General features: G+C 56.9%; 15 protein-coding genes. 9 read left to right on the top strand and 6 right to left on the bottom strand.

What is annotated here, in order from left to right; translation table 11 throughout:
- Positions 1–3: 3 nt before the first annotated feature.
- The 6 genes from Q7T36_RS06840 to Q7T36_RS06865 all read right to left on the bottom strand — a co-directional run bounded on the left by Q7T36_RS06840 (position 4) and on the right by Q7T36_RS06865 (position 8,407).
- Entirely contained in the window at positions 4–1,959 is a 1,956-nt protein-coding gene (locus Q7T36_RS06840; protein WP_304845596.1) for an acetyl/propionyl/methylcrotonyl-CoA carboxylase subunit alpha, read from the bottom strand.
- Positions 1,960–1,983: 24 nt separating this feature from the next.
- Complete coding sequence (locus Q7T36_RS06845; RefSeq protein ID WP_304845599.1) at positions 1,984–2,784, bottom strand: enoyl-CoA hydratase/isomerase family protein; 801 nt, start codon at positions 2,782–2,784, stop codon at positions 1,984–1,986.
- A 120-nt stretch (positions 2,785–2,904) separates the two neighbouring features.
- Complete coding sequence (locus tag Q7T36_RS06850; protein ID WP_304845602.1) at positions 2,905–4,074, bottom strand: acyl-CoA dehydrogenase family protein; 1,170 nt, start codon at positions 4,072–4,074, stop codon at positions 2,905–2,907.
- Positions 4,075–4,113: 39 nt separating this feature from the next.
- The gene (locus tag Q7T36_RS06855; RefSeq protein WP_304845605.1) at positions 4,114–5,721 is read right to left on the bottom strand and encodes an acyl-CoA carboxylase subunit beta; all 1,608 of its coding nucleotides are present in this window, start codon (positions 5,719–5,721) and stop codon (positions 4,114–4,116) included.
- A gap of 2 nt (positions 5,722–5,723) precedes the next feature.
- A complete protein-coding gene (locus Q7T36_RS06860; RefSeq protein ID WP_304846577.1) occupies positions 5,724–6,596 on the bottom strand; it encodes an SDR family oxidoreductase in 873 nt (290 codons plus the stop codon).
- A 20-nt stretch (positions 6,597–6,616) separates the two neighbouring features.
- Positions 6,617–8,407, bottom strand: a complete 1,791-nt coding sequence (locus tag Q7T36_RS06865) for an acyclic terpene utilization AtuA family protein (protein ID WP_304845608.1) — start codon at positions 8,405–8,407, stop codon at positions 6,617–6,619.
- 145 nt (positions 8,408–8,552) lie between these two features.
- On the opposite strand from Q7T36_RS06865, the gene Q7T36_RS06870 reads away from it, so the two are divergent.
- The 9 genes from Q7T36_RS06870 (at position 8,553) to Q7T36_RS06910 (ending at position 19,075) form a co-directional block, all read left to right on the top strand.
- On the top strand, positions 8,553–9,185 hold the full coding sequence (locus tag Q7T36_RS06870) for a TetR/AcrR family transcriptional regulator (protein WP_304845611.1): 633 nt from the start codon (positions 8,553–8,555) through the stop codon (positions 9,183–9,185).
- 179 nt (positions 9,186–9,364) lie between these two features.
- Entirely contained in the window at positions 9,365–10,669 is a 1,305-nt protein-coding gene (locus tag Q7T36_RS06875; RefSeq protein ID WP_304845614.1) for a nucleotide sugar dehydrogenase, read from the top strand.
- 202 nt (positions 10,670–10,871) lie between these two features.
- Entirely contained in the window at positions 10,872–11,873 is a 1,002-nt protein-coding gene (gene pseB, locus Q7T36_RS06880) for a UDP-N-acetylglucosamine 4,6-dehydratase (inverting) (protein WP_304845617.1), read from the top strand.
- Positions 11,870–13,027, top strand: coding sequence for a UDP-4-amino-4,6-dideoxy-N-acetyl-beta-L-altrosamine transaminase (gene pseC / locus Q7T36_RS06885; protein ID WP_304845620.1), 1,158 nt, complete (start codon positions 11,870–11,872; stop codon positions 13,025–13,027). Before pseB ends, pseC begins: the two co-directional genes overlap by 4 nt.
- Positions 13,024–13,881 (top strand): aldo/keto reductase, encoded by an 858-nt coding sequence (locus Q7T36_RS06890; protein ID WP_304845623.1) that lies wholly within the window; start codon positions 13,024–13,026, stop codon positions 13,879–13,881. The genes pseC and Q7T36_RS06890 overlap by 4 nt, the downstream gene beginning before the upstream one ends.
- Positions 13,882–13,883: 2 nt before the next feature.
- A complete protein-coding gene (locus Q7T36_RS06895) occupies positions 13,884–15,944 on the top strand; it encodes an aminotransferase class III-fold pyridoxal phosphate-dependent enzyme (protein ID WP_304845626.1) in 2,061 nt (686 codons plus the stop codon).
- A complete protein-coding gene (pseG, locus tag Q7T36_RS06900; RefSeq protein WP_304845629.1) occupies positions 15,944–17,434 on the top strand; it encodes a UDP-2,4-diacetamido-2,4,6-trideoxy-beta-L-altropyranose hydrolase in 1,491 nt (496 codons plus the stop codon). The genes Q7T36_RS06895 and pseG overlap by 1 nt, the downstream gene beginning before the upstream one ends.
- On the top strand, positions 17,431–18,489 hold the full coding sequence (gene pseI, locus Q7T36_RS06905; protein WP_304845631.1) for a pseudaminic acid synthase: 1,059 nt from the start codon (positions 17,431–17,433) through the stop codon (positions 18,487–18,489). Before pseG ends, pseI begins: the two co-directional genes overlap by 4 nt.
- Before the next feature lie 31 nt (positions 18,490–18,520).
- Complete coding sequence (locus Q7T36_RS06910; RefSeq protein WP_304845636.1) at positions 18,521–19,075, top strand: GNAT family N-acetyltransferase; 555 nt, start codon at positions 18,521–18,523, stop codon at positions 19,073–19,075.
- Positions 19,076–19,093 lie beyond the last annotated feature (18 nt).

Consider the following 19,093-nt stretch of genomic DNA (forward strand, 5'->3'; position numbering starts at 1 on the left):
TCGTTAGTCAGCAGGGGCGATGACCAGCATCACCTGCCGCTTTTTCAACTGCATCTTCTCGCTGACATGGATTTCCTGCACCACGCCGCTGCACGGGGCTTTCAGCGGGTGCTCAATCTTCATGGCCTCCAGCAGCATCAGGGTCTGACCGACAGTGACGGTGTTGCCGACTTCGGCAAAAACCTTGACCAGCAGGCCGTCCATCGGAGCATTGATCTGATTCTGGCTGGCCGCGTTGGCAGCCTTGGGCGGTGCGTGTGTGTCGTCACGGGCAATCAGCTGGCCGTTTCCGGCATCGAAATAGACCGAGCCATCCGAATACACATAGTCGAGTCCACGGCGATGGCCATCGACGGCATAGCACAACCGGGTGCCGACAGTTTCGAGGATGTTGATGGCAAAGCCGGTTTCACCGACCATGATTTGCCAGACATCGCCATGAACCGGGGCGCTAACCTGAACGATTTGCTTCTGTTCTCCAATCGCCAGATGCATCACCTTGCCGGGCAGGAAGGCGGTTTGCAGCCGCTGCGACGGAGTGCTTTGCAGACCGGTCAACAGCCCGGCGAGGGCGAAGTCGAACGGGGTGGCGACATAAGGCCGGACCGTCGTCAGGTCGGCGTCATGCTGGGCAAGAAAGCCGGTGTGGGTATCCCCGGCAATGAACGCCGTATGACGCAGCAATTGCGATAGATAAGACTTGTTGTTGTTGAGCCCGAGCAGCACGCTGTCTTCAACGGCGCGGGCCAGCACACGGGCGGCTTCGGTACGGGTGCTGCCCCAGGCAATGACCTTGGCGATCATCGGGTCGTAGAAGGGGCTGACTTCGCCGCCGGTGCACACGCCGTCATCTATCCGCACCTGTGTGCCGGTGGCCGGTTGCCAGGACAGGATCGGGCCGGTCTGCGGCAAGTAATTGTGCGACGGATCTTCGGCATACAGACGCACTTCAATGGCGTGGCCGTTAAGCTGGACCTGATCCTGCGTGATCGGCAGCTTTTCACCGGCAGCAATTTTCAACTGCCAAGCGACCAGATCGAGGCCGGTAATCAGTTCAGTGACCGGGTGCTCCACCTGCAGGCGGGTGTTCATTTCCAGGAAATAGAACTCGCCGCTGGCATCCAGCAGGAACTCGACCGTGCCCGCGCCAACGTAATTGACAGCCTTGGCTGCGGCGACGGCGGCTTCACCCATGCGCTGACGCAGTTCCGGCGTCATGACGGGACAGGGCGCTTCTTCCACCACTTTCTGGTGACGGCGCTGGATGGAGCAGTCTCGTTCACCCAGATACAGACAGTTGCCGTGCTGGTCCGCAAAAATCTGGAACTCGACATGACGCGGATTGATGACGGCCTTTTCCAGAATCAACTCGCCGCTGCCAAAAGCGTTCAAGGCTTCCGAACGGGCGGTGCGGATGGCGGCCAGCAGTTCGTCTTCATGGGTGACGCAGCGCATGCCGCGCCCGCCGCCACCGGCGGATGCCTTGATCATGACCGGCATGCCGATTTCAGCCGCTTCGGCGGCCAGATATTCCTCGTCCTGGTTTTCGCCTTCATAGCCGGGCACACAGGGCACCCCGGCCTTGATCATCATGATCTTGGCGTTGCGCTTGCTGCCCATGTCATAAATGGCCTTGGGCGGCGGGCCGATGAAGACGACGCCTTTTTCCGCGCAGGCAGTGGCGAAATCCTCATTTTCCGACATGAAACCGTAGCCGGGATGCACGGCATCCGCACCGCTGCGGGCGCAGGCGTCGAGGATGGCTTGCGGGTTCAGGTACGAGGCCGAGACGGTGGACGGGCCGATATGCACCGCTTCGTCCGCCAGGCGGGTGTGCGGGGCGTTGGCGTCGGCATCCGAGTACACGGCAACGGTGCGGTAACCGAGTTGTTTAGCGGTGCGGATCACCCGGCAGGCAATCTCGCCACGGTTGGCAATCAGGACTTTGGTGAAGGACATAATCCGTTCCTTTCTCAATGTAGGTCAATTAACCCAATTCGCTGGACGTTTCTGGATGAAAGCCATCCCGCCCTCCATGCCTTCAGCACTCTGGATGGCAGCGGCAAAGGCATCGGCTGCGTCATCCAGCAGGCTTTCCAGCGGCTGGTGGCCGACCTTGAGCAGCAGCGCCTTGGTGACGCGATTGGCGTCGGGGGCGCACTGGTTGATGTCGGCCAGGGTGCGTTGCAGCGCGGCTTCCAGCGCGTCGGCATCGGCGCAGACTTCATGCACCAGCCCGATTTGCGCCGCTTGTGCGCCGTTAATGCGCAGGCCGAGCAGGGCGAGGCGGCGGGCCTGGGTCAGGCCGATGCGCTGCACCACGAAGGGCGCAATCTGGGCGGGAATGATGCCGAGACGGGTTTCCGGCATGCCGAACTGGGCATCGGCGCGGGCAATGGCCACATCGCTGATGCAGGTCAGGCCGAAGCCCCCGCCCAGCGCCGCGCCTTCGACCACAGCGATGACAACCAGCGGCGCGTTAGTCACTTGCGTCAGCAATTCGCCAAACACGCGGTTGAAATTCTGGTAGGCGCGGGCGTCTTCAGCGGCTTTCTGGCGGATGGTCATCATGTCGCGAACGTCGCCGCCCGCGCAGAAGTGGCCACCTGCGCCGCGCAGCACGACAGCGCGGACAGCGTTGGCGGTCGCCCAGGCAAACACGCCTTGCAGTTCCTGAACCATCTGCAGGCTCATGGAATTCCGGCTCTCCGGGCGGTTCAGGGTGAGATGAAGTACGCCCTTGTCGAGGCTGAGCAGCAGGGTTTCGGTGACGGGCAGGTCCATGGAGGCCTCCGGATATCTACGGTTCTTTCCATCCATCGTAGGGGCGCACTGCGTGCGTCCTCTCCGCCGGACAGAATGCGTGTTTGGGCGTAAAGGACGCAGGCACTGCGCCCCTAAGGATCAGGCCTTCTTCTTGCCGGGCAGGATGTTCATCAGCTTGCAGATGATGCCGAGCATGATTTCATCCGCACCGCCGCCGATGGAGATCAGGCGACCGTCACGGTAAGCACGGGCGACGGGGTTATCCCACATGAAGCCCTGGCCACCCCAGTATTGCAGGCAGGAGTCCGTCACTTCGCGCATCAGGCGGCCGGCCTTCAGCTTCGCCATCGAGGCCAGACGGGTCACTTCCATCGGATCGCCGCCTCCGATGTGGGCTTCACAAGCTTTCCACACCAGGGCGCGCAACAGTTCCACTTCGGTCTGCAGTTCGGCCATGCGGAAATGGATGGCCTGGTTGTCGATCAGCGGCTGGCCGAAGGTGGTGCGGGTACGGCAGTATTCAATGGTCTGTTCGATGCAGGCTTCCATGCCGCCGAGGGCATTGGCGGCGCCGTACATGCGCTCTTCCTGGAACTGCATCATCTGCATGGTGAAGCCCATGCCTTCCGCGCCGATCACATAACGCTGCGGCACGCGCACTTCGTCGAGGAAGATCTGTGCGGTGTCAGAGGAACGCATGCCCAGCTTGTTCAGCTTCTTGGAGAAGGAAATGCCCTTGCTCTTGGTCGGCACCACGATCAGCGACTTGTTCAGGTGCGGCTTGCCGTCGCTGGTGTTGGCCAGCAGGCAGAGGAAATCGGACTGGGTGGAATTGGTGATCCACATCTTGGTGCCGGAAATGACGTAGTCATCGCCGTCCTTGCGGGCGGTGGTCTTGATCGCGGCGACATCGGAACCGGCATGGGGCTCGGAAACGGCGATCGAGGCGACATAGTCACCAGCAATGGCAGGCGTCAGGAACTCATCACGCAGTTCCTTGGAGCCGAAGCGGGCGAGGGCGGGCGTCGCCATGTCAGTCTGCACGCCGATCGCCATCGGCACGCCGCCGCAGGCGATGCGGCCCAGTTCTTCCACCACGACCATGTTGTAGGAGTAATCCAGTCCCAAGCCACCGTTCTCTTCCGGCTTGCAGATGCCTAGCAGACCGAGGTCGCCCATCTTCTTGAAGACTTCATGGGCGGGGAAAATGCCTTCTTCTTCCCAAGCGTCAATGTTGGGGTTCAGTTCCTTTTCAACGAACTGGCGGGCGGTGCGGCGGAGGGCGTCGTGTTCAGGAGTCAGCTTCATGGTGGTGTCCTCTGAGTGTTCGTGTGTTCGACTGGCCGCTTAGAAGCGGGCCACGCCATAGGTATTGGATTTCAGTTCGCGCTGCGCGGCTTCGCGGATGGTTTGCAGCAGGAAGACCAGCAACTTGCGGGTGTCGCGCGGATCAATGATGCCGTCATCAAACAGGCTGGCGGTATTGAACAGTGCTGTGGATTGTCCTTCCAGCTTCGCCGCCGTGCTCTTCTCCAGAAAGTCGAGCACGTTCGGATCGGGGGTAATGCCCATCTTTGCCTGCTTGGCTTCAGTCACAATGCGCAGCACCTTGCCCGCCTGCGCGCCGCCCATGACGGCGGTTTTCGAGTTCGGCCAGGAGAAGATGAAGTGCGGATCGAGCCCGCGCCCGCACATGGCGTAGTTACCCGCGCCGTAGCTGCCGCCGATGACGATCGACAGCTTCGGCACACGGGCATTCGCCACGGCCTGGATCATCTTCGAGCCATGTTTGATCACGCCGTTCTGTTCCGATTCGGTGCCGACCATGAAGCCGGTGGTGTTGTGCAGGAACAGCAGTGGGCGGTTGGTCTGGTCGCACAGCTGGATGAATTGCGAGGCTTTGGCTGCACCTTGCGGGGTAATCGGGCCGTTATTGCCGATGATGCCGATGGTGACGCCGCCTACTTTGGCCCAGCCGCAGACGGTCTGGTTGTCGAATTCAGTCTTGAAATCGAGGAAATCAGAGTCGTCGACCAGACAGGCGATGACGCTGCGCACGTCATAAGGCTTGCGTAAGTCGCAGGGAATCAGCCCGAGGATGTCGTCGGCCGGATAACGGGGTTCCGGGAAAGCCTGGTCAGCTGTCGGCTTGTCCCAGCCGAGCATGCCGACGATGTCGCGCGCCTGACGGATGCCGTCGGCGTCGTTTTCCGCCAGATACTCTGCCGTGCCAGCCACCTGCGCGTGCATCGCCGCGCCGCCGAGGTCTTCCTCGGATGCCACTTCACCCGTCGCTGCTTTCAGCAGGGGAGGTCCGGCGAGGAACATTTCAGTTTTGCCGCGCACTACGATCATGTAATCGGACAGGCCGGGCTGATAAGCGCCACCAGCGGTAGCGTTGCCATGCACCACGGTCACTTGCGGCAGGCCCAGCGCAGACATCCGCGCCTGATTGGCAAAAGTGCGAGCGCCTTCCACGAAGATTTCCGCCGCATGGTTCAGGTTCGCGCCGCCGCTCTCGGACAGGCTGACTACCGGCAATTTGTTCTGTTGCGCAATCTGTTGCAAACGCAGCGTCTTGCGCAGGCCACTGGGTGAAATGGTGCCGCCCTTGATGGCGGAATTGCTGGCGCTAACCAGGCAACGCACGCCGTTGACCAAGCCGATACCGGAAATCATATTTCCGCCGGCCTCGGTGCCGTCCTTGTCGTCATGCATCATGTAACCGGCCAGACCGCACAATTCGACAAAGGGCGAACCGGCGTCGAGCAGGTGCTGAACCCGTTCGTGTGGCAACATCTTGCCGCGCTTGGTGAACTTCGGCTTTTCCTGCATCGACCGTTCCAGCACTTTCTGCTTGATGGCGTTCACTGCCTCGATCTGTTCCAGCATTGCCGTCTGGTTCGCCTGGAAGTCGGCGCTGTTACGGTCATGTTCCAGTTCAATGATCGGCATGATCACTCATCCTTTTTGAAGATGTCGGGAATGAAGGCGCGATGGAAACCGTTGTACGGCTCGGAGTTCTTGTGGTCGGCCAGCGGGTAGATGCGGGTGCCCAGCGTCGATGCCCCGTCAATGCGGATGGTGACGCCGGAAACATAGGCAGCCCCTTCCGACAACAGGAAGCAGATGACGCTGGACACTTCGGACTCGGTGCCCATGCGTTTCAACGGCACGTTGTTGGACAGGGTGGGAATCACGAACTTGGCGAAGTCCCCCTTGTAGGTATCCATGCCGGAAGACATGACCCAGCCCGGTGCTACGGCATTGACGCGCACGCCGCTGACCGCCCACTCGACAGCGGCAGTCTTGGTCAGGTTATCCACCCCGGCGCGCGCAGCGCCGGAATGCCCCATGTTCGGCATGCCGCCCCACATGTCGGCGGTCATGTTGACGATGCTGCCGCCGTGCTGGGACATCCACTGGTTGTAGGCTTCCCGCATCATCAGGAAGGTGCCATGCAGGTTGTTGCGAATGACGGCATCAAAGCCGTTGGTGGATATATTGGCCAACGGCGAGGGGAATTGGCCCCCGGCATTGTTAACCAGGCCGTCGATGCGTCCGTAATCCTTCAGCACAGTGGCGATGGTGTCCTTTACCTGTTCTTCATTGCGGATATCGCAGACCATTGAGCGGATCAAACCGCCGTCCTGAATGATTTCGTCTTCCACCTTGGCCAGTTTTTCGGCGTTACGACCGGTGATGATGACTTGCGCGCCCAGCGCCGCCAATTCATGGGCGGTGCAGCGGCCAATGCCGGAGCCGCCGCCGCTGACAATGATCACCTTGTCGGCAAAGGCGTCTGGCTTGAAGAGGGAGTTGTATTGCATCATGTTCATCGGTCCTTAAATCAGAGCAGGTCGGCCGGAATCTTCACCGGCATGTCGAGCAGTTGCTGGGCGTGTGCCTTGCCTTGCGGATCAATGCGCAGGCTGGCGATGCCACCGCCGCCCAAGGCGTTGGTTAGCAGGATGTTCAATGCATCCAGTCCCGGCAGTTCATAGATGTTGACGACACTCTTTTCGGTATCCAGCCAGTGAGCGCAGTATTCGCGCAATGCAGCTTCGGTCAGGCTGGCGCGAATCCACGGCAGGTATTCCGGCTTGCGGGCGATGACGCCGATGTTGGACGAATCGCCCTTGTCGCCACTGCGGCCCCAAGCCAGACGGATCAACGGGACGGTGTGGGTGACGGCGCTGTTGTCTGCAACCGGGCCCACCGGATGACGGGTCGGGGCGACAAAGCCGCCTTGGGCGGGAATTTCCACCGGGATGCGCTCACCATTGATATCCAGGCTTACCGGCACCCCGGCCTTGGCCACGACGCAGGAGAAGAGCCGTACTACAGGCGAGGGCTTCGGCCGACCACCCATGATCCCGGCCAGGCCGGGAGCCATGCCGGTCGACGCCTGGGCGATTTCGCTGCCGAGGAACATCAAGCCTTCCTTTACCGGATAACGGGCCACCATGCGCACCGTCACTTCACGCGACTGGCGCATGGTCGGATTGGCGTTGGCTCCATAGGACCGTTCGGTGCCGATCATTTCGACATAGGGGGAAACCAGCGCCGGTGCGCCGCGCTTCTCCAGCACCTTGTTGACCTTGGTGAAGATGGCATTGGCAACGCGCTCCCCCTTGCGGACGGCATCGATGCCAATGATCACGAAGCTGGCGATCAGGCGGAATCCTTCGGGGTAGGTGGCGGAGACTTTATAGGTGTCGGTCGGCGGCAGGCCCTTAGCGCCGGAGACCTTCACCAGATTTTCCCCAACCTGCTCAACCTTGGCAGTGGAGAAGTCGCAGGTCACGTCCGGCAGGAAGTAGGCCTGCGGATCACCGATTTCATAGATCAGCTGTTCAGCTACGGTAGCGCGACTGACCAGACCGCCGGTCTTTTCGGGCTTGCTGATAATGAAGGAACCGTCCGCGAAGCATTCCGCCACCGGGAAGCCCATGTTTTCGTAACCGGGCACACTTTCCCAGTCGGTGAAGTTGCCGCCAGTGCACTGCGCGCCGCACTCGATGATGTGACCGGCCAGCGAGCCTTGCGCCAGCTTGTCGTAGTCGTCCAGAGACCAGCCGAACTCGTGCAGCAACGGCCCCAGCACTACAGCAGAATCAACCACGCGGCCGGTGATCACGATATCCGCACCTTGAGCCAGCGCATCACGCACCGGCACGCCGCCCAGATACGCGTTCATGCTCACCAGCATCGGCGGCATGCCTTCGCCGGAAAACATTTCACGGGTATCGGCGTCGCGGTAAGCCTGCTGCTGCGGCACCAGATCGTCACCCAGCACCACGGCTACCTTCAGGTTCAACCCGGCGTCATTGATCAGTTTCACCAGTGCATCGCGGCAGGCGAGGGGATTGACACCCCCGGCGTTGCTGATCACCTTGATCTTCTTCTCGGCGATTTCCGGCAGCAGGCGCGCCATGACCTGGGTGACAAAGTCAGTGGCGTAACCGGCATCCGGATTCTTCATCCGGGCGCCAGCCATGATCGACATGGTGATTTCAGCCAAGTAGTCGAAAACCAGATAGTCGATCTGGGTTTGGCGGACCAGTTGGAAGGCGGCGGTGTTGGTGTCGCCCCAGAAGCCTGAGGCGCAGCCGATGCGGATGGAGGGTTTGCTGGTCATGGAACAGATCCTGTCAGATGGCGGTCATCAAAGTGGGCATACCATACCAAGCAAGTGCTTGCTTGTGCAAGAGGGTCTTCTCGGTCATAATGGGACAACAGTAAGAAGTTTCTGTTTTCAATCATGAACCAGGTAAAAAGCCACCATGTTTGTCAAAGCCCGCCAGGTCAAATCGCTCGATAAAATCCCCAGTTTCGGAAATCTGGATGACACTCCGCGCGGCCGCGTCTTGAGGGCAGCGGCGCATTTGTTCCGTGTCCAGGGCTACTCCGGCACCACGGTGCGTGAGATCGCAGCCTTGGTCGGCATCCAGTCCGGCAGCCTGTTCCATCACTTTCGCAGCAAGGAAGAGATTCTGTTCGTGGTGATGCGTGAAATCATCGTTTACAACACAGTGGTTCTGAGGGCTGCGGTGGAGGGCCTTGCTTCGCCCGAGGAAGAGTTACGTGTAGTCATCATGTCGGAGTTGAATGCCATCAATGGTATTACGCGTGATGCGATGACTGTGCTGGTATTCGAATGGGAGTCAGTTTCGCGGGAGCACAAGGATGAACTTGAGGTGCTTCGGCAGGAATATGAGCGGCTGTGGCTAAAGGCGTTGATGGCTGTAAGTCAGGATGAGGACTGGATAGCGTCGGTATCTGTGCGTCGTTCGCTTTTGCGCGGAGCAATAGCCTGGACGGCTACCTGGTATCGCTTTGGGGGGGGGTTGACTATTGAAGGCTTGACGGATCTTGTGCTGGGAATGGCCTTTGGCCGGACAATGGCAAATGGCTGACTGTTCTGAAAATTCATTTTTGAAACAGCAGTTTGCTGCGTTGTTGTTGTTGTTGGAAATATTTTGTTGGTTTTTCGCTTGTTTTTGCGTCGTCCGTGAGCCTGACATGGCTGACTGTGCATGATATATTAGGCGTGTGTTTCGAGAGCCTGTCACTAGTCAATGGATGTTTCCTCTGCATGAACGCGAGCACTGTCAATAAAAAAACCATTGCTGTCGTGGGGCTTGGTTACGTCGGCCTTCCGCTTGCATTGGCGTTTGGCAAGAAGGTGAGCACCATCGGTTTTGACATCAACGAGCTTAAGCTGCGGGCTTACCGTGAGGGGCGTGACCCCAGCGGTGAGATGGATGCTTCCTCGTTTCGTGAAGCTTCGAATATTCAATTCACCAGCAACCCTTCGGATCTGTCTTCTGCGGACTTCCTGATTGTTGCGGTGCCAACGCCAATTGATAACGCCAAGCAGCCGGATCTTACTCCTGTCATCCGTGCGACCGAAGCCATTGCGCCTGTGCTTAAGCGGGGCTGCATCGTTATTTACGAGTCCACGGTCTATCCCGGCGTCACTGATGAGGTTTGCGGTCCGTTGCTGGAGCGAATTTCAGGTATGAGGCGTGGGGTGGACTTTTGGTTGGGGTATTCCCCGGAGCGGATCGTGCCCGGTGACAAGGTTCATCGGCTTGAAACGATAACAAAAATAGTGTCCGGCGAAACCCCTGAGGTGCTTGATGCTGTTGCTGCGGTTTATGAGTTGATTGTTGAGGCGGGTGTTTACAGGGCTTCAAGCATTCGTATTGCTGAAGCGGCAAAAGTGATTGAAAACACCCAGCGCGATGTGAATATTGCTTTAATGAATGAGCTGGCCGTCATTTTTAATCTGATGGGCGTTGATACGCTTGAGGTTCTTGAGGCTGCGGGCACAAAGTGGAATTTTCTTCCTTTTCGTCCTGGTTTGGTCGGTGGTCACTGTATAGGCGTTGATCCCTATTATCTAACGCATAAGGTCGAGACGCTCGGCTATAACCCTGAAATAATTCTGTCAAGCCGTCGAATCAATGATCGCATGGGTTCATATATTGCTCAGCAGACGATTCGCCGCATGGTGCTGGCCGGCGGGGTTGCACCGGGGGCGGTGGTCTTGGTTCTGGGCTTGACGTTCAAGGAAAATTGCTCCGACATACGGAATACCCGGGTCATGGATATAGTGCGTGAGTTGAGGGATTTCGGCGTCAATGTGGTTGTCTGGGATCCGGTTGCTGATGCGCATGAGGCAAGAGAAGAGTACGGCCTTGAAATGCTGGGTGACTGGCGGTCCCTGGAGCGGTTGGATGCCGTTGTGGCGGCGGTGGCTCATCACCAGGTCAGGGATATTGACTTGACTGTTTTGGCGGGTATTGCCGGCAAGGAAATACCGTTTATGGATGTCAAGTCCGTATTTGCTCGAAAGTCTCTTGAGGATGCCGGTTTTTCGGTTTGGCGCTTGTAAGGGGCTATGCCTGTTGTCGGCGGTGAATTCCGGTAAGTATTGGTATTGGCGCTGTTCGGGTCTTTTTTTCGCATTGCATAGATGCAGTGTTTTGTTGTCGGCATGTCTGATGCCGGCTTGATGATGTGGGTTGATGCAACTGACGGCAGATAAGCATGAAATGTCAGGAAGTTGCTGTTTTCGGGACTGCGAGGAAGTGGGTATGTTTGATGGCAAGACGATTCTGATTACGGGCGGTACAGGTTCCTTTGGCAAGAAGTATGTGAAGACGTTGCTCTCACGCTACAGCCCCAAGAAGATCATTATTTTTTCCAGGGATGAGCTGAAGCAGTACGAGATGCAGCAAGAGTTCAATGCCAAGAACCTGCGTTATTTCATCGGAGATGTGCGTGACGGTGAGCGCCTCAGAATGGCTATGGAAGGTGTTGATTTTGTTATTCATGCTGCGGCCCTGAAGCAGGTTCCGGCGGCTGAGTACAATCCGATGGAGTGCATCAAGACCAATATTCATGGCGCTGAAAATGTCATCAAGGCGGCTTTGGAGAATAACGTCGAGAAGGTGATTGCCCTGTCCACCGACAAGGCAGCCAACCCGATCAACCTATATGGTGCCACCAAGCTGGCTTCCGACAAGCTGTTTGTTGCCGCCAACAACATGGCCGGTAGCAAGCGCACGCTGTTCAGCGTGGTCCGTTACGGCAACGTGGTTGGCTCGCGCGGCTCCGTCGTTCCTTTCTTCGAAAAGCTGCTGGCTGAAAAGGCTCAGAAGCTGCCCATTACCCATGCGGACATGACCCGTTTCTGGATTTCCCTGCAGGAGGGCGTTGATTTCGTACTGAAGAATTTCGAACGGATGCATGGCGGCGAAATTTTTGTGCCGAAAATTCCCTCCGTGCGCATTACCGATCTGGCCTCCGCCATTGCTCCGGGTGTTGAACAGGAAATCGTGGGTATCCGTCCAGGGGAGAAGCTGCATGAAATCATGTGTCCGGCGGATGACTCCCACTTGACCCTCGAATTCCATGACCACTTTGTGCTGTGTCCGACCATTACCTTTACCAGTCGCGGCAATAGTTTCTCCCTGAACAATCTGGGTGAGAAGGGCGAGCCGGTCAAGATGGGCTGCGAGTACAACTCGGGCACCAATCCGCATTTTCTGACCGTGGATGAAATCGTCAGCTTCAACAAGGCGGCCATGTCATGATTCCCTACGGCCGCCAGGACATCCAGGATGATGATATTGCTGCGGTTGTGGAGGTTTTGCGCTCCGACTTCCTGACGCAGGGTCCGAAGGTGCCTGCTTTCGAAGCTGCAGTGGCCTCTCACTGCGGAGTCGCGCATGCGCTTGCAGTCAATAGCGCAACGTCAGCCTTGCATATTGCCTGTCTGGCGCTGGGTGTTGGTCGGGGTGATCTGGTATGGACCAGCCCGATCACCTTTGTTGCGTCAGCGAATTGTGCCTTGTATTGTGGGGCAGAAATTGATTTTGTTGATATAGACCCGGCTACATTCAATCTGTGCCCCAAGGCGCTGAAGGAAAAGCTGGATGTTGCAAAAGCGGCGGGCAAGCTGCCGAAAGTGGTTATACCGGTTCATATGACCGGGCAATCCTGTGATATGGCGTCAATCCGTGAGTTGTCCTTCCAGTACGGTTTTGCCGTCATTGAGGATGCCTCACACGCCATTGGCGGACGCTACCGCGATACAGTCATTGGCTCTTGCGCATACAGTGATATCACGGTTTTCAGCTTTCATCCGGTGAAAATCATCACTACGGCGGAAGGCGGTATGGCGCTGACACAAAATGCGGATCTTGCCCGAAGCATGGCGTTGTTGCGTTCGCACGGCATTACCCGTGAAGCTTCCTTGATGGAGGAGGAATCACATGGTCCGTGGTATTACGAGCAGCAGGCGCTGGGGTACAACTACCGCATGACAGATATGCAGGCTGCGCTGGGCGTGTCGCAGATGAAGCATCTGGATGCGTGGGTTGCCCGCCGGCAAGTGCTTGCCGATCGTTATGATCAGCTGTTGCGTGATTTGCCGGTGATTGCTCCTGTGCGCGTGTCCGACCGTTACTCGGCCTTGCACCTGTACGTCATCCAGCTGGATCAGGACAAGACAGGCAAGTCCCGCCGGGAAGTGTTTGAAAGCCTGCGAGCAGCCGGAGTCGGTGTGAATGTGCATTACATTCCCGTGCATCTGCAACCGTATTACAAGCGTCTGGGTTTTACGGCCGGTCAGTATCCCCTCAGTGAAGCCTATTACGCGCGCGCCATTTCCTTGCCCATGTTCCCCAAGATGACGGAGCAGCAGCAGGATACGGTGGTGAATGCGCTGAAACAGGCCTTGTCATGAAGCTGGCGTTGGGGACGGTGCAGTTCGGACTCCCTTATGGTGTCTCAAACCAGGACGGGCAAACTCAGCCTGATGAGGTTGCGGCCATTCTGGCACGTGCGGCTCAGGGCGGGATTGATACTCTTGATACCGCAAGGGCTTATGGCGAATCCGAGGCGGTTCTCGGCCGGCTGTTGCCGTCATTGCCGCCTTTCCGCCTGATCAGCAAGGTGCCGCCAATTGGCGGCGAGGCCGGCAAGGTTCGGGCGTCAGTGCGGGAATCCCTGGAAATTCTCGGTGTTGATCGCCTAGAGGCGGTTATGTTCCACCGTTCCAGCGACTTGCTTGGTGACAACGGAGCAGCCTGCTGGCGGGAGCTGGAAGCGCTGAAGGCCGAAGGCCGCATCGGCAAAATCGGCTTGTCGGCTTACGGTCGTCACGAGCTTGATGAGGCAGTGCGTCGTTTCCCCATCGAGATTGTTCAGGTTCCGGCCAATGTTCTGGATCAGCGTTTGCTCCTCGACGGGACGCTGTCCGGACTGAAGTCCAGAGGCATTGAGGTGCATGTCCGTTCCGCATTGCTGCAGGGATTACTGGTTATGGAGAAGGACAAGATACCGGCCTTCTTTGACCCCATCCGCACCGGTTTGCTTGCGTGGTCGGAGGCATGCGCCCGTGCCGGGGTTTCCAACCTTGCCGGATGTCTGGGCTTCCTGAATGCCTGTGAAGAAATCGACAGGGTGGTTGTGGGTGTGAATAACCGGGCGCAGCTAGATGAAGTGATTACTGCAGCGTCTGTACAGCTCCCCTTTGATTGCCGTGAATTTGCAATTGATGAAGAGCGCTTTTTGAACCCGTCTTGCTGGAAGGTATAGAAATGACAGGGCCGATGAAGGTGGTGGCATTGCTGCAGGCGAGAATGTCGTCGACACGCTTGCCCGGCAAGGTGTTGAGGCCATTGTTGGGCAAGCCGATGTTGCTGCGCCAGGTTGAACGCCTGCAACACTCGCGGATGATCGAGCAACTAGTTGTAGTTACCAGTACCGATGTTTCGGATGATCAGATTGAAGCGGTTTGTCGGGAAAACGGCATCCCGTGTTTTCGCGGGTCTCTGGATGATGTGCTGGACCGTTATGTTTCTGCAATGGCGGCTTACCCGGCCGAGCATGTTGTCCGGCTGACGGGTGATTGCCCGCTAACCGACTGGCGGGTAGTGGATCAGGTGATTGCGACACACTTGGCGACCGGCGCACAGTACACCTCCAATACCGTCGTCTCAACCTATCCTGACGGGTTGGATGTCGAGGTGGTTCAAGCGGGTGTTCTGAGTCAAATTGCGTTGACGGCGAAGCTCAAGAGTGAGCGTGAACATGTTACCTATTTCATCAATTCGCGACCGGATGCTTTTGACCGGCAGTCGGTAACGGCTGGGCGGGACTATTCAGGGTTGCGCTGGACGGTCGACACCCCCGATGACTTTGCTTTTGTCGAACGCGTCTATTCGGCTCTCTACAACGTCAAGCCGGATTTCGGCATGACCGATATTCTTGAATTGATTCAGGCCAATCCGGAGTTATCGGCAATCAATACCGGTCATGTCCGTAATGAAGGCCTTTTAAAATCTTTGGCGACTGATGGTGAAATTCCTATGAAATCCCGTTATGCCTGTTCGGAGGAAATGCTTGAACGCGCTCTCCGTACTATTCCGCTTGCCTCCCAAACATTTAGTAAAAGTATTACCTCCTACCCCCGCGGGGTGGCGCCGCTCTTCGTGACTCACGGCAAGGGGGCCTTGCTATGGGATGTGGACGGCAACGAGTATGTGGATTTCGTGAATGGCTTGGCGGCCATAACTCTGGGTTATCGTGATCCGGATGTCGATGCTGCTGTACGCAAGCAACTGGACTCTGGAGTGGTGTTTTCATTGCCGCACCCGCTGGAAGCCGAGTTGGCGGAGCGCCTGGTTGAGGAAATCCCCTGTGCTGAAATGGTCCGTTTCGGCAAAAACGGTTCGGATGCAACCTCGGCGGCCATTCGAATTGCCCGTGCCGCTACGGGGCGTGATCTGATTGCGGTTTGCGGCTACCACGGCTGGCAGGATTGGTATATCGGTTCAACCACCCGTAATCTGGGTGTTCCGCAAGCCGTTCAGGATCTGACTCACAAGTTCAATTACAACGATCTGGCCTCGCTGGAAGCGCTGCTGACCCAGCATAAAGGTCAGTTTGCCGCGGTGATCATGGAGCCGATGAATGTCCAGTTTCCGCAGCCGGGATTCCTGGAAGGTGTACGCGCCTTAACGGAGCGCGAAGGAGTGGTCTTGGTGTTCGATGAAACGATCACCGGTTTCCGTTATGCCCGCGGCGGCGCTCAAGCTTATCTCGGGGTAACTCCGGATATGGCCACATTCGGCAAGGGGCTGGCAAACGGTTATCCGGTATCCGCAGTGGTCGGCAAGCGTTCCCTGATGCGCTTCATGGAAGATATTTTCTTTTCAGGAACCTTTGGCGGGGAAACCCTTTCACTGGCCGCCGCTTGCGCGGTCATTGACAAGCTGCGCAGCGAGCCAGTCATTGAAACCATTACCCGTCGTGGTGAAGAGGTCATCAGCACCGTCACCGGCCTGATCAAGAAGCATCAGGCTGAGGCGCTGTTCTCGCTCAGCGGCCATCCGTCATGGTCTTTCCTCAATATGCAGGGTGCCAACGGCTACAGTATCTGGCAGATTCGCACCCTGTTTCTTCAGGAGATGTTCGCCAACGGCATCTTGACCCTGGGAACACACAATATCAGCTATGCGCATGGTGATGCCGAGCTTGGCAGGCTCTTTGCCGCGTATGACAAAGTCCTGCCCCTGATTGTAAACGCCGTCAATAACCGCACGCTGGAATCGCAATTGCGTTGCGCGCCATTGGAACCGTTGTTCAAGGTGCGTTGATGCATATTGCATTCCGGGTTGATGCGTCTTCACGAATAGGCACGGGTCATTTGATGCGATGTCTGGCGCTTGCTGCTCAATTGAGAAGCAAGTTCAGTCAGATTCATTTCATCAGCCTGGATTTGCCTGAAGGCTTGCGAGCCTTGATTGAAGCGCAGGGATACCTGTCCCATGCCTTGCCGCTAGGATGTCGCGACGGCGCGTGGGAGGACGATGCGGCTGGAACACGTGAGATTCTGGCGTGCCAACCTGGCTCCATTGCCTGGTTGGTGGTGGACCATTACCGTTTGGATGCCCGATGGGAAAAGTCGGTCAGCTCCGTTGTCGGTCAGTTGCTGGTTATTGATGATCTTGCAGACAGGCCCCACGAATGCGATGTCCTGCTTGACCAGAATTTTTACCATGAAATGGACGTGCGGTATAAAGGCCTGGTTGCGGACTCCACCCGATTATTTCTGGGGCCGCGCTACGCGCTGCTGCGTCAGGATTTTGCGGATGCAGGCCGTGTGGATCGAGCAGCCAGGTCGCAGGAGCCGGTACAGGCTATGCAAGTCTGTTTCGGCGGAGCGGACCCGACTCGTGAAACGCTGAAAGTTTTAGAGGCTCTGGCACCAATTATGGATCAGGGCGAAATTCGCATCGAGGTGGTAGTTGGCGCAGCTTGTGCCCATTTACCCGAGATCAAGGCAGCGACCGAGCGCCATGCTTGTGTTGATCTGGTTGTCAATGCCTCCGATTTGGCTGAACGCATGATCAAGGCGGATCTGGCTATTGGCGCTGCCGGCTCCATGTCGTGGGAGCGGGCTTCGGTTGGTTTGCCTAGCATCGCCATTGCTATTGCGGATAACCAGCGTTTGCTTGGTCATCATGCTGCACAGGCGGGTTTGCATCTCTTTCTAGGAAATCACCAAGAGGTTTCCGTAACAAATATCAGGGATGCTGTGAATGTAGCGCTGTCAAACGCCGATATGCGATACGTGTTCGCGCAACGCTCCCAGAGTATTTGTGATGGACGCGGTGCCGCGAGGGTAGCCAGGATAATGTCCTTACAGCCGATAAATATCCGGCCTGTCACACTGGCGGATGCCCGCGACATGTATGAATGGCGGAATGCAGCCGTCAATCGTCGCTATTCGCATAACGATCAGGAAATCAGCTGGGACACGCATATAGGATGGCTGGAACGCAGTCTCCGGAATCCTGACCGGGCATTGTTGATTGGACAGGACAGCCAAGGCCCCGTTGGCGTGCTTCGCTATGACCGCCTGAATGGCAGCTGGATGACCTCCGTATATCTGGTTCCCCAACGTCATGGCTCCGGCTTGGGAGAATCATTGCTTCGCGATGGATTGGCCTGGCTGAAACAACGTGACTCCGGCGTGCATGAGGTTCTGGCGGAAATCCGGCCGGAAAACCATGCTTCCCGGGATGTATTCTTACGCGCCGGTTATAAACCGGCTTTCATGACATATGTGGCGGAACTCACATGACAAAGCACAGCTTCACCATTGCCAATCGTCAGATCGGACCGGATCATCCCCCCTTTGTAATTGCCGAAATGTCGGGGAATCATAACCAGTCCTTGGATCGGGCCCTTGAAATAGTTGAGGCCGCCGCGAAAACCGGCGCACATGCACTCAAGATTCAGACGTATACCGCCGATACCATGACACTGGATCTGGATGAGCGGGAGTTCCACATTGCGGACAAGAACAGTCTGTGGGAGGGCACGTCGCTTTATAAGCTCTATCAGGAAGCTTATACGCCTTGGGAATGGCATGCGCCCATCTTCGAGCGCGCCCGTGAATTGGGCATGATCCCCTTCAGTACCCCTTTTGATGATTCTGCGGTCGATTTCCTCGAAGAACTGGATGTGGCTTGCTACAAAATCGCTTCGTTCGAAAATACTGATCTGCCGCTGATTCGCCGGGTTGCAGCCACCGGCAAGCCGTTGATTATATCGACCGGGATGGCGAGCATCGCTGAGCTGGATGAAACCGTGCGCGCCGCTCGCGAAGCCGGCTGCAAGGACTTAATTCTTCTGAAGTGCACCAGTACTTATCCGGCAACCCCGGCTAACACCAACATTTTGACCATTCCCCACATGCGTCAATTGTTTAACTGTGAGGTTGGCTTATCGGATCACACCATGGGTGTTGGCGTCTCTGTTGCCAGTGTCGCTTTGGGTGCTACTGTCATTGAAAAGCATTTTACTCTTGCCCGCGCCGATGGCGGGGTTGACAGTTCGTTCTCCATGGAGCCGGCCGAAATGGCGTCACTGGTGGTCGAGTCTGAACGTGCGTGGCAATCCCTAGGCAAAGTGAGTTATGGCGCAACGGCGGCTGAAAAGAAGTCCCTGCAATTCCGCCGCACGCTCTACATTTGCCAGGATGTAAAGGCAGGCGATGTTTTGACGACTAAAAATGTTCGCGCAATCCGGCCGGGATTGGGATTACCTCCAAAGTACATTGATCTGGTTCTGGGTAAGCGAGTCAGCGTCGATGCGCCACGTGGAACGGCATTGGCCTGGAATATGATTGGTTGATTTAACGAAGTTTTACAAAGGGAGAGTCGGTATGCAGTCAAGTGATCAGCAACGCTACAGTGATGGTGGCCGTGTCTATCTGAGACCCCTTCTTGAAGAAGACGTCAATGAAGAGTATTTGTCGTGGTTCAAGGATTCTGCCGTGGTGCATTTTCTGGACTCCAGGAACATTACGCATGAAGATGCTGTCAATTACATTCGTCAAGGACGGGAAACCGGGCAGTGGTACATGTATGCAGTCATTTATGCCGAGAATGATACTCATATAGGAAACCTGAAAGTCGGCCCGATTCAGAGCGCACACAAGACCTCAGATCTGGTAACTGTTATTGGCAAGCCTGATTATTGGGGTAAGGGGCTGGCTACAGAGGCAATTCGAATTGGAAACAAAGTGGCTTTTGAAGTCTATGATATTAGAAAGCTATCTGGCGGTATTGCCGAAAAGAACATCGGCTCAATCAAATGTTACACCTCAGCGGGTTGGGTGATTGAGGCGCGTCTCAAGGGGCATCATCTGATTAATGGCGAACCTGAAGATCGAGTTTGTGTCAGTTGTTTTAACCCTAAATATTTTCCAGATGTCTGATCAGAGTTCATGGTCGGA

It is taken from the genome of Fluviicoccus sp. (assembly GCF_030646115.1).
Taxonomy (GTDB): Bacteria; Pseudomonadota; Gammaproteobacteria; order Pseudomonadales; family Moraxellaceae; genus Fluviicoccus.

What these genes read in the sequence shown, in the direction of transcription:
- Q7T36_RS06845 (WP_304845599.1), bottom strand. Translation starts at nt 2,784, where the DNA reads ATGGACCTGCCCGTCACCGAAACCCTGCTGCTCAGCCTCGACAAGGGC.
- Q7T36_RS06890 (WP_304845623.1), top strand. Translation starts at nt 13,024, where the DNA reads ATGAAGCTGGCGTTGGGGACGGTGCAGTTCGGACTCCCTTATGGTGTC.
- Q7T36_RS06855 (WP_304845605.1), bottom strand. Translation starts at nt 5,721, where the DNA reads ATGCCGATCATTGAACTGGAACATGACCGTAACAGCGCCGACTTCCAG.
- Q7T36_RS06850 (WP_304845602.1), bottom strand. Translation starts at nt 4,074, where the DNA reads ATGAAGCTGACTCCTGAACACGACGCCCTCCGCCGCACCGCCCGCCAG.
- pseB (WP_304845617.1), top strand. Translation starts at nt 10,872, where the DNA reads ATGTTTGATGGCAAGACGATTCTGATTACGGGCGGTACAGGTTCCTTT.
- pseC (WP_304845620.1), top strand. Translation starts at nt 11,870, where the DNA reads ATGATTCCCTACGGCCGCCAGGACATCCAGGATGATGATATTGCTGCG.
- Q7T36_RS06860 (WP_304846577.1), bottom strand. Translation starts at nt 6,596, where the DNA reads ATGCAATACAACTCCCTCTTCAAGCCAGACGCCTTTGCCGACAAGGTG.
- Q7T36_RS06875 (WP_304845614.1), top strand. Translation starts at nt 9,365, where the DNA reads ATGAACGCGAGCACTGTCAATAAAAAAACCATTGCTGTCGTGGGGCTT.
- pseI (WP_304845631.1), top strand. Translation starts at nt 17,431, where the DNA reads ATGACAAAGCACAGCTTCACCATTGCCAATCGTCAGATCGGACCGGAT.
- Q7T36_RS06865 (WP_304845608.1), bottom strand. Translation starts at nt 8,407, where the DNA reads ATGACCAGCAAACCCTCCATCCGCATCGGCTGCGCCTCAGGCTTCTGG.
- Q7T36_RS06895 (WP_304845626.1), top strand. Translation starts at nt 13,884, where the DNA reads ATGACAGGGCCGATGAAGGTGGTGGCATTGCTGCAGGCGAGAATGTCG.
- pseG (WP_304845629.1), top strand. Translation starts at nt 15,944, where the DNA reads ATGCATATTGCATTCCGGGTTGATGCGTCTTCACGAATAGGCACGGGT.
- Q7T36_RS06840 (WP_304845596.1), bottom strand. Translation starts at nt 1,959, where the DNA reads ATGTCCTTCACCAAAGTCCTGATTGCCAACCGTGGCGAGATTGCCTGC.
- Q7T36_RS06910 (WP_304845636.1), top strand. Translation starts at nt 18,521, where the DNA reads ATGCAGTCAAGTGATCAGCAACGCTACAGTGATGGTGGCCGTGTCTAT.
- Q7T36_RS06870 (WP_304845611.1), top strand. Translation starts at nt 8,553, where the DNA reads ATGTTTGTCAAAGCCCGCCAGGTCAAATCGCTCGATAAAATCCCCAGT.